Consider the following 9,947-nt stretch of genomic DNA (forward strand, 5'->3'; position numbering starts at 1 on the left):
AGGCTCCGCATCGCGCTTCGCGCTGCGGAGCCTCTTTGCGTCCTGCGGAATGTTCCGGAGAGAAGCCCCCGTCACGCCCCCGGATTCCCTGCGTTTACGGCCTTGAGGTCGGCGTGGGCGGAGATCGTGGCTGATGGGGATACGTGTCCCGGTCGCTGTTTCGCGGCTTTGCCGCGAAAGGCGCACTACTTTGGGATGGGGGGGGGAACGTGGTTGTTGCGGCAACTGATCCCCGCCATAAATTACCCTCGGCATACTTGCGCGAACGATTGCTCGTGCTACACTTGCAATTGCTGTTTCAGGGCGGGGTGAAATTCCCCACTGGTGGTAAATCGGGCGGTGTCAAAGGGACGCCGCGGCGCAGGTAAAGTGCCTGCGACCGAGCCGATGAGTCCGCGACCCGTGCATGTGTTGGTTCGCATGCCGGCTGAACTGGTGAGATCCCAGTACCAACGGTTAGAGTCCGGATGAAAGAGGCAGGTGATCTTATGTCTGAACAGTCGCAGCATATCCATTTTGAGAACACGAATAGGTGGAGCACCAAACAGCTCGTTACTATGGCGTTGATGTGCGCCTTGGGAGCACTGTTTATGTATGTGCAGCTGCCCATCCTTCCCTCGGCGCCGTTTTTGACGTATGACCCGTCGCTGGTGCCGGCGATGGTGTGCGGGTTTGCGTATGGCCCCGGTGCCGGTACCGCTGTTGCCGCTATGGCGATCGTTATCCATGCGCTCACCACGGGTGACTGGGTCGGCGCGCTTATGAACCTGGTTGCCACGCTGGGCTACATTCTGCCCGCGGCTATCGTGTACCAGAAGATGCATACCTATAAGGGTGCCGTGATTGGCCTAGTGTTCGGTGTCATTGCCGCTACGGCGCTGTCTATGGTCGCTAACCTTACCATTGGCGTATGGTTCTGGTATGGCTCGGTCGATGTGATCGCCCCGCTCATGATTCCTGCCGTGCTGCCGTTCAACCTTATCAAGACCGTGCTTAACTCGGTATTGACGCTTGCAGTGTACAAGGCGGTCTCCAACCTCATCACGCCTAAAAAGGACCAGGTCAAAGGCCGCGCATGATTGAGTGTCGGGGCGTTTCCTTTAGCTATGACGGTGCCGTGTCGGCACTCGACGGTGTCGATCTGAACATCGAGGACGGGGAGTTTTTCTGCATCCTCGGTGGCAATGGGTCGGGCAAGTCGACGTTTGCCAAGCATCTGAATGCGCTGTTGCAGCCCGATGCGGGCACGGTACGCATCAACGGCATGGATGCGTCCGACCCCGAGCTGGTCTACGACATTCGTTCGACCGCGGGCATGGTATTCCAGAATCCCGACGACCAGCTGGTGGCAACGCTTGTCGAAGATGACATTGCGTTTGGTCCCGAAAACCTTGGCGTGCCATCGGCACAAATAGCACAGCGTGTACGGGAGGCGCTGAAGGGCGTGGGCCTGGTGGGCTTTGAGCGCCACGAGACCCACGCGCTCTCGGGTGGCCAAAAGCAGCGCGTGGCGCTTGCCGGTGTGCTCGCCATGGAACCGCGCGTGCTCATCTTGGACGAGGCTTCTTCGATGCTCGATCCGCGTGGACGCAAGGGCCTCATGAAGGCTTGCCACGCGTTGCACGATCGCGGCATGACCATCGTGATGATTACGCACTTTATGGAAGAGGCCGCCGAGGCCGATCGTGTCGCGGTATTTCGGACGGGGCGCGTTGCCATGCTCGGTACGCCCGAGGAGATTCTGACGCGGGCAGATGAGCTCGCGGAGCTCAACCTGGATATGCCGGCGTCGTGCTGCTTGGGCACGGCGCTTCGTGCGAAGGGCGTGCCCGTTCATGCGCAGGTGCGCGAGGCGGATATGGTCGCCGAGATTGCGCAGGTATATGCCGACCGGAGTGGGGAAGACACCGCAGGGCGGCCTTCCGCGTCCCAGTTGGAAATCGCTGACGGCACTGTTCCGGTAGACAACGAGGGCAACGCGTCGGAGCCCGTCATCGAGCTATCCCATGTTTCGTACAGTTATTCGCTCAGTCCGCGCGAGCGTCGCCGCTGGCATAAGCGCTCGGCCGTTGCGGGCAAATCGAGCAAACAGGCTCTCTGGGGAAACGACCCCAGCAGCCCGTGGGCGCTGCGCGATGTATCGCTGACGGTGCGTCGCGGCGAGTTCCTGGGCTTAGCAGGTCATACCGGTTCGGGTAAGTCGACGCTGGTCCAGCATCTCAACGGTTTGATTCGCCCCCAGGAGGGTTCCGTTTACGCGTTGGGGCTCGACCTGGCAAACAAGAAAGATGCCGCCGCGGTTAAGGCCAAGGTCGGCGTGGTGTTTCAATATCCCGAGCGTCAGCTGTTTGCCGAAACCGTGACGCAGGACGTGGCGTTTGGCCCGCACAACCTTGGCTTGTCGCAGGCCGAGGTCGCGCGCCGCGTTGAGTCATCGCTCGCGCGCGTGGGCCTCGACTTGGCCACGGTGGGCGACAAGAGTCCCTTTGAGCTTTCGGGTGGCCAACAGCGGCGCGTGGCGTTTGCCGGCGTGCTTGCCATGGAGCCCGAGGTCCTGGTACTCGATGAGCCCATGGCGGGGCTCGATCCGGCGGCGCGCAGTGATTTCCTGGAGCTCATCGATCGACTTCACCATGGGGGCCTGACCGTCGTCATGGTCTCACACAGTATGGATGACCTTGCCAATTGCTGCGATCGTATTGTCGTGATGAACGAGGGCGCGGTGTTTGCTGAGGGCACGCCCGCTCAGGTTTTTGCGCATGCGGATGAGCTTAAATCAATCGGCTTGGGTGTTCCCGCTGCCCAGCGCATGGTGTTGGCGCTCGCGGAAGCGGGCGTGCCGCTGCGTCGCGGCGGGCTCTATACGGTTGAGTCGTTGGCCGACGAGTTGGCAGATTTGCCGATCGGTCGCTCAGGCGGTTCTTCTAACGTCTCGGACAAGGCCAAATCCGAAACGGTCGCGCGAGAGGAGGGTTGCTGATGGAGGCGTTTTCGTTTGGCAGCTACTATCCGAACGATAGCGCGATCCATCGCCTGGATCCGCGCACCAAGCTGCTCCTGGGCTTTGTGTTTTTGATCACGACGCTGACCGTCGGCGGCTTCCGCGGATTGGCCCCTGTCGCAATTTTCGTTGTGCTGATCTATGTCGTGTCCCGGGTGCCGGCTCGTCGCGTTCTGTCGTCGATGGCGCCGCTGCTGGCAATCGTCGTCGTGGTCGCGGTGCTCAACTTGTTTACCGATCAGAGTGGGCGCATCCTGTGGCAGCTCGGCTTTCTGCAGATAAGCGAGGGCTCACTGCGTTCTGCCGCCTTTATGGCGTGTCGCCTGACTCTGATGATGGCCGGCATGAGCGCCATTACGCTCACCACACCGACGCTCGACCTCACCGCGGGCTTTGAGCGTCTGCTCGCACCGTTTGCGCGCGTGGGGCTTCCGGCGCATGAGCTCGGCATGATCATGGGCATCGCGTTGCGCTTTATGCCGCAGTTTGCCACCGAGATGAAGCAGACGGCGGACGCGCAGGCAAGCCGCGGTGCACGCGTAACGGGTGGCCCGCTCGGCGGCGTGCGTATGCTCGGCAGTGTGGCGATTCCACTGTTCACGGGCGTGTTCCGTCATGCCGAGACGCTGTCTGCCGCCATGGATGCACGCTGCTATCACGGCGAGCAGGGCCGCACGCGTCTGCATGCGCTTGCATTTCGCCGCGGGGATGCGCTGGCTGCGGTGGTGACGATGCTGCTGTTTGCGTGTGTCATCGTCGTCAACCTTCAACTTGTTTAGGCGCGATTCGAGCGCAAGAAAGGGGTCCCTATGACCGACAACGACCGCACAGCTCAGCTTGAGCGCGCCTGCTCGTATCTCAGGCGCATTCCGGCGTGGTATCTGGCCACGACCGATGTGACCGACGGGCATCAGCCTCGCGTGAGGCCGTTTTCGTTTGCCATGGTCGATGAAGGTAAGCTGTGGTTTTGCACGTCGCGCGACAAGGATGTGTGGGCGGAGCTGAGTGCGAATCCCAAGTTTGAGCTCTCGGGCTGGAAGCCGGGGGAATGCTGGATCGTATTGACCGGCGAAGCCGCACTTGAGGACGACGCAGTTGCGAGCGACAAGGTGCGTCAAGCGGGTTTTAAGCACATGGTGGGCATCGGCGAGGAACACGAGAGTGCCAACGACGGCCGCCTTGCTTTCTTTTCGGTCCGCAACATTGCCGCGCGCTTCTGTGATATCGACGGCAGCGAGGAGCGCCTGGAGCTCTAGCGCGTCTCAAATTAACTACCCGTTTCGAATTAGCTAGCGCCAGGAGGACACATGGACGGATTGAATACGGTGTTGGAGTATCTGACGTCGGTGCCGGCATGGTATTTGGCGACGAGCGTTGACGGACAGCCTCATGTGCGTCCGTTTTCGTTTGCGCAGATCCAGGACGGCAAGCTGTGGTTTGTAACAGCGCGCACCAAAGATGTGTGGCAAGAGCTGCTGCAAAACCAGCGCTTTGAGGCCACGAGTTGGTGGCCGGGCCATGGCTGGCTCATCTTGCGCGGGCGTGCCGGCTTGGATGACCGGGCTTTAGGCGAAATGCGCGAAGCTGGGTGGAAGCATCTAGAGCGCCTGGGCGAGCACTATGAGGGGCCTAACGACCCCACGCTCGTCTTCTTTAGCGTCGAGGATCCCGAGGCTTTTATCTGCAATCACGACGAATGGGTGCCGGTCGAGCTCTAGCCAGCTGGCTCATCCTAACAACTTGGTTTTCGCATGGGCGGGCCCCGTATTGCTCGGCGCCGTTAGGAGCGCCGGTCAATACGGGGCCCGCTCCATTTGTCAATTCCTTCAAGCGAATGTGTCGGGAATGTTTCAATGCATGAATATGCAAGCCATTTACGTATTAATGCATCTTTTGGTGCTAAAGTTTCAACCCACTTCATAACGACCGCTGCGAAATGCGCATCGGTGCATAAATCGCAGACAAGGAGTCTGATATGTCTTTGAAGGTTGGAATCGTCGGCGCGGCTGGATATGCCGGAGCCGAGCTCATTCGCCTCGTCCTCGGTCATCCCGAGTTTGAACTTGCTGCCATTACGTCCAACGCCGATGCCGGCCAGCCGTTGTCTGCGGTGCACCCGAGCTTCACCGGCGTAAGCGATCTTGTCTTTACGACGCATGATGCCCCTGAGCTCAAGAACTGCGACGCGGTCTTTTTGGCCGTGCCGCACACGGCTGCCATGGCACAGGTGCCCGCGCTGCTTGCATCGGGCGTCTCCTGCTTTGATCTTTCGGCCGACTACCGTCTGAACGACGCGTCCGTTTTTGAGGCTTGGTATGCCGCCGAGCATACGAGCCCCGAGCTGCTCAAGACCCGTGCCTTCGGTCTGCCCGAGCTGTTCTGCCAGGACTTGGAGACCGCCGCATCCGACCATGCCGACGGCAAACCCGTGCTGGTCGCCTGCGCCGGTTGCTATCCCACCGCAACGAGCCTTGCCGCCGCGCCCGCCGTGCGCGCGGGCTGGGTGGCCGAGAACGGTCCCGTGATTGTCGATGCCATTAGCGGCGTGACGGGCGCCGGTAAGTCCTGCAACGCCCGCACCCATTTTTGCAGCGCCGACGAGAACTTGGAGGCCTACGGCGTGGGCAAGCATCGCCACACGCCCGAGATTGAGCAAATCCTTGGCCTGACCGATCGCGTCGTCTTTACCCCGCACCTGGCACCGCTCAAGCGCGGTCTGCTCTCCACGGTGACGCTGCCGCTCGCGCCGCAGGCTATCGATACCTTGACCCTTGAGGACGTTGTCGACCATTACAAGCAGTTCTACGCCGGTCGCACCTTTGTGCGCGTGCTCGATGCCGGCCAGCAGCCCAAGACGGCTTCGGTCGTCGGCACCAACGCTGCCCAGATTGGCCTCGCGCTCAACAAGCGCGCGGGCGTGCTGGTGGCGACGGGCGCCATCGACAATCTGTGCAAGGGCGCTGCGGGCCAAGCGGTCCAGTGCGCCAATATCGTCTTTGGCTTTGACGAGCGACGAGGCTTGCCCACAGTGGCGTGCCCGGTGTAGCACATTCGATTGTTAACGATTTGGTAGTCGGGCATCGAGTGGGGCGCCACTCTTAAGCTGGTTTCATGATCACGACTGGCATGGCGCACCAACCGATGTCCGTTTTTTGTTTGACATAAGGAGTCATAAAGACGATGAATACCGAGCTGTTTGATATCAAGATTCGCGCCGTCGAGGGTGGCGTTACGGCTGCGGCTGGTTTTAAGGCTGCAGGCATCCACGCTGGGTTCCGCAAGAACCCCGAGCGTCTGGATTACGCGCTCGTCGTGCCCGATAAACCCTGTCCCGGTGCTGGCGTGTTTACCACCAATCGCTTTTGCGCGGCGCCCGTGCAGGTGAGCCGTGCCAACCTGGGCGGTACCGACAAGGGGTACGGTATCATCGCCGGCATTTCGGTCAACTCTGGCAATGCCAACGCCGCCACGGGTGAGACCGGCCTTGCATGCGCGCGCGAGACGTGCAACATCGCCTCGCAGGTCATCGGCTGCGAGCCCCAGCAGATTCTGGTTGCCTCCACGGGTGTGATTGGCCAGATTCTGTCGATCGACACGTTTGAGACCGCCATTCCTGCTGCCTACGAGGCGCTCTCCGCCCACGGTGGCGCCGATGCCGCTCGCGCCATCATGACGACCGACACGCACTCCAAGGAGTACGCCGTATCCTACGTCAGTGAGGCTGCGGGTCATGCGGGCAATGTCTATACGGTAGGCGGAATGTGCAAGGGCTCGGGTATGATCATGCCCAACATGGCCACCATGATCGCAGTTATCACCACCGATGCCCCCGTCGAGCCTGCGGCACTTCATGCCCTGCTGCTCTCGACCGTCAAGCAGACCTTTAACAAGGTAACGGTCGATTCCGACACCTCGACCAACGACACCTGCATCATGCTTGCCTCCGGCGCCGCTGCCGCAGATGCCGAGCCTATCGTTGAGGGCTCCAATGCCTTTGACGAGTTGGCATTTGCCGTGCACGAGGTGTGCGAGAGCCTGGCGCGCAATATCGCCGCCGATGGTGAGGGCGCATCCAAGCTTGTTACGGTCAACGTTACCGGCGCCGCTAACAACGAGGAGGCCGATATCGCCGCCCGTGCCGTTGCCAACTCGCCGCTCGTTAAGACCTGCATCGCCGGCCACGACTGCAACTGGGGCCGCGTTGCCATGGCGCTTGGCAAGTGCGGCGTGAAGTTTAATCAGGAAGACGTTTCCATCGACATGATGGGCATGCCTGTCTGTCGCGACGGTCTGACTGTTCCCTTTGACGAGGACGAGGCTCTACGACGTTTTGAGGCGCCCGAGATCGTGATCTCGGCCGACCTGGGCGCAGGCGACGCGGCAACGACCGTGTGGACCTGCGACCTCACGCATGAGTACATCTCCATCAACGGCGACTACCGTTCCTAGATTCCAGGCACGCTGCGCATCTTGCCGCGATTGCGGACAGCGGAGCACGGCGCGATAACGATACGAAAGACGAGGCAGACTATGAAATTCGCACGCGATTGTCGTTCGAGCGAATCCAACGAAGCAACCGCGCAGCTGCTGTTCGAAGCGCTGCCGTGGATTAAGAACCTGACCGGCAAGACGGTTGTTATCAAATATGGCGGAGCCGCCATGGTCGACGAGCAGCTGCGTCGCGACGTGATGAGCGACATCGTCCTGCTTAAGATCATCGGCATGCGCCCCGTTATCGTGCATGGCGGCGGCAAGGCTATCAACGAGGCGCTGAGCCACTATGACATCCCCGTCGAGTTTAAGAACGGCCAGCGCGTGACCACGCCGGCGACTATGGATATCGTGCGCGAGGTGCTGGGCGGCAAGGTTAACCAGGAGCTGGTTGTCGCCATCAACCACCACGGCAACCTGGCCGTGGGCGTGTCGGGCAGCGATGCTGGCACGCTCATCGCCGAGCCGCTCGACCCCGAGCTCGGTCGCGTGGGCAAAGTGACGCACGTTAACACCGACTATATCGAGCGCTTACTCGATAGCGAGTACATCCCCGTCATCGCTACCGTCGCGGCGGGGGAGGACGGCGGTTTCTTCAACATCAATGCCGATACCGCCGCCGGTGCCGTTGCGGCAGCGCTCCACGCGCACAAGGCGATCTTTTTGACCGACGTCGACGGCCTGTACAAGGACTTTAACGATAAGGATTCACTTATCTCCAACCTGACGCTCGACGAGGTCAATGAGATGCTCTACGGCGGCGAGGTCGATAAGGGCATGATTCCCAAGCTGCGCGCGGCCGTCGATGCGCTTGCCGGCGGCGTATTTCGTGCCCACATCATCAACGGCACCACGCCGCATTCGCTGCTGCTGGAGCTGCTGACCGATGCCGGCGTCGGCACCGTGATCCATTCCACCGAGACGGCCTACGAGTTCGATACGCATCCGCATCCGCTTTCGACCTTTGCGGCGCGTCTGGCCGAGAACCTCGACGAGGTCGAGAAGCTTCAGACGGTCTAACTGACCCGCAGCCGCCCCATTCCTGCACCCATAGGCCTGCGCTATCCGGCGCTCAACGAAAGGCATCCCATGTCACTTGCAGCTCAGCAATCGCTTGAATCCCATTACGTTATGCATACCTTTGGCCGCTCTCCGGTCGAGTTTGTCGAGGGCCACGGCATGAAGCTCACCGGCGACGATGGCCGTGAGTACCTCGACTTTCTTGCCGGCATCGGCGTGTGCAGCCTAGGTCATGGTGACCCGGCCGTGCTCTCGGCGCTCGAGGCACAGACCAAAAAGCTCATGCATGTCTCCAATTACTTCTACATTGAGCAGCGCGGACAGGTCGCGGCGCTGCTGTCCAAGCTTGCTAACGACGACGTAGATGGTGCGCGCGTGCTTGCCGATGCCATTGCCGCCGGCGATGAGATCACGGCAGCTGCTCTTGGTGCCCCGGCTGCGGACGAGCAGGTGTGGGAGACCTTCTTTGCCAACTCCGGCGCTGAGGCCAACGAGGGCTCGATGAAGCTCGCGCGCCTGTACGCCAAACGTGCCGGTAACGGCGGCAACACTATCGTGTGCATGCGCGGCGGCTTCCACGGCCGTACGCTCGAGACCATTGCCGCCACCATGCAGGATTGGCTGCAGGATAGTTTCCGCCCGCTGCCGGGTGGCTTTGTGGCCTGCACGCCCAACGATATCGATGAACTGCGTGCGATCTTTAAACAGCTGGGGGGCGAAATTTGTGCCGTGATGCTCGAGCCGATTCAGGGCGAGAGCGGTGTGCACCCCATGACCGAGGAGTTTATGGCGGCAGCGCGCGACCTGGCACACGAAGTGGGCGCCGTGCTTATCGCCGACGAGGTCCAGTGCGGCATCTTCCGCTCCGGCAAGCCGTTTGCATTCCAAACCTATGGCGTGGAACCCGACATCATGAGCCTTGCCAAGGGCATTGCTGATGGCGTGCCCATGGGTGCCGTCGTGGCAAAGAAGGAGATTGCCGACGTGTTTAAGCCGGGCGACCACGGCTCGACCTTTGGCGGTAGCTGCTTGGCCATCGCGGCGTGTGCCGCGACGCTCTCCGCGCTCGTGCACGGCGATTATGCCGACCATGTTGCCAAGGTAGGCGCCTATATGGAGGCAAAGCTCGCCAAGCTGCCGAACGTGACCGAGGTGCGTGGCCGCGGCTTGATGCTCGGCTGCGATCTGGACGATACTGTGGGTGATGCACACGACGTTGTGGCCCGTGCATTGGGGGCTGGTGCCGTGATTAACGCTACGGGTGCCCATACGCTGCGTTTCTTGCCGCCGCTCGTCTGCGAGGAAGCCGACGTGGACAGTCTGATCGAGATCCTGGCGGGTGTCTTGGGCTAACGCGGCGCAATAACATAATTTGGACCGGGTTCCGGAGGTAGCGCGCAGAGATGTGGTGTAAGAGGCGGGGAATGCCCCGCCT

At 61.1% G+C, this 9,947-nt stretch carries 9 protein-coding genes and 1 riboswitch; all 9 genes read left to right on the forward strand.

Features of this window, described 5'->3' with window-relative positions; translation table 11 throughout:
• Window positions 1-290: 290 nt before the first annotated feature.
• Window positions 291-483: riboswitch (FMN riboswitch) on the forward strand.
• A 5-nt stretch (window positions 484-488) separates the two neighbouring features.
• A complete protein-coding gene (locus DW233_RS09690) occupies window positions 489-1,079 on the forward strand; it encodes an ECF transporter S component (protein WP_117563816.1) in 591 nt (196 codons plus the stop codon).
• A complete protein-coding gene (locus DW233_RS09695) occupies window positions 1,076-2,980 on the forward strand; it encodes an energy-coupling factor transporter ATPase (RefSeq protein ID WP_117736910.1) in 1,905 nt (634 codons plus the stop codon). Before DW233_RS09690 ends, DW233_RS09695 begins: the two co-directional genes overlap by 4 nt.
• Window positions 2,980-3,780, forward strand: a complete 801-nt coding sequence (locus DW233_RS09700; RefSeq protein WP_117736909.1) for an energy-coupling factor transporter transmembrane protein EcfT — start codon at window positions 2,980-2,982, stop codon at window positions 3,778-3,780. The genes DW233_RS09695 and DW233_RS09700 overlap by 1 nt, the downstream gene beginning before the upstream one ends.
• Before the next feature lie 30 nt (window positions 3,781-3,810).
• On the forward strand, window positions 3,811-4,257 hold the full coding sequence (locus DW233_RS09705; RefSeq protein WP_118267971.1) for a pyridoxamine 5'-phosphate oxidase family protein: 447 nt from the start codon (window positions 3,811-3,813) through the stop codon (window positions 4,255-4,257).
• Between the two features lie 51 nt (window positions 4,258-4,308).
• On the forward strand, window positions 4,309-4,719 hold the full coding sequence (locus DW233_RS09710) for a pyridoxamine 5'-phosphate oxidase family protein (RefSeq protein ID WP_117637582.1): 411 nt from the start codon (window positions 4,309-4,311) through the stop codon (window positions 4,717-4,719).
• Window positions 4,720-4,976: 257 nt separating this feature from the next.
• Window positions 4,977-6,047 carry an N-acetyl-gamma-glutamyl-phosphate reductase gene (argC, locus tag DW233_RS09715; protein ID WP_117637583.1) on the forward strand — a complete coding sequence of 357 codons (1,071 nt, stop codon included), beginning with the start codon at window positions 4,977-4,979 and terminating at the stop codon, window positions 6,045-6,047.
• A 134-nt stretch (window positions 6,048-6,181) separates the two neighbouring features.
• On the forward strand, window positions 6,182-7,450 hold the full coding sequence (argJ, locus tag DW233_RS09720; RefSeq protein WP_199411034.1) for a bifunctional glutamate N-acetyltransferase/amino-acid acetyltransferase ArgJ: 1,269 nt from the start codon (window positions 6,182-6,184) through the stop codon (window positions 7,448-7,450).
• 81 nt (window positions 7,451-7,531) lie between these two features.
• On the forward strand, window positions 7,532-8,512 hold the full coding sequence (gene argB / locus DW233_RS09725) for an acetylglutamate kinase (RefSeq protein WP_118267973.1): 981 nt from the start codon (window positions 7,532-7,534) through the stop codon (window positions 8,510-8,512).
• Window positions 8,513-8,581: 69 nt separating this feature from the next.
• The gene (locus DW233_RS09730) at window positions 8,582-9,865 is read left to right on the forward strand and encodes an aminotransferase class III-fold pyridoxal phosphate-dependent enzyme (RefSeq protein ID WP_118267975.1); all 1,284 of its coding nucleotides are present in this window, start codon (window positions 8,582-8,584) and stop codon (window positions 9,863-9,865) included.
• Window positions 9,866-9,947: the final 82 nt, after the last annotated feature.

This window comes from Collinsella sp. AM20-15AC (assembly GCF_003471405.1).
In the GTDB taxonomy this organism is placed as follows: domain Bacteria; phylum Actinomycetota; class Coriobacteriia; order Coriobacteriales; family Coriobacteriaceae; genus Collinsella.

Bases quoted from the DNA above. Each gene is read 5' to 3' on its own strand.
- argC (WP_117637583.1), top strand. From the start codon at position 4,977: ATGTCTTTGAAGGTTGGAATCGTCGGCGCGGCTGGATATGCCGGAGCC.
- argB (WP_118267973.1), top strand. From the start codon at position 7,532: ATGAAATTCGCACGCGATTGTCGTTCGAGCGAATCCAACGAAGCAACC.
- DW233_RS09700 (WP_117736909.1), top strand. From the start codon at position 2,980: ATGGAGGCGTTTTCGTTTGGCAGCTACTATCCGAACGATAGCGCGATC.
- DW233_RS09690 (WP_117563816.1), top strand. From the start codon at position 489: ATGTCTGAACAGTCGCAGCATATCCATTTTGAGAACACGAATAGGTGG.
- DW233_RS09730 (WP_118267975.1), top strand. From the start codon at position 8,582: ATGTCACTTGCAGCTCAGCAATCGCTTGAATCCCATTACGTTATGCAT.
- argJ (WP_199411034.1), top strand. From the start codon at position 6,182: ATGAATACCGAGCTGTTTGATATCAAGATTCGCGCCGTCGAGGGTGGC.
- DW233_RS09695 (WP_117736910.1), top strand. From the start codon at position 1,076: ATGATTGAGTGTCGGGGCGTTTCCTTTAGCTATGACGGTGCCGTGTCG.
- DW233_RS09710 (WP_117637582.1), top strand. From the start codon at position 4,309: ATGGACGGATTGAATACGGTGTTGGAGTATCTGACGTCGGTGCCGGCA.
- DW233_RS09705 (WP_118267971.1), top strand. From the start codon at position 3,811: ATGACCGACAACGACCGCACAGCTCAGCTTGAGCGCGCCTGCTCGTAT.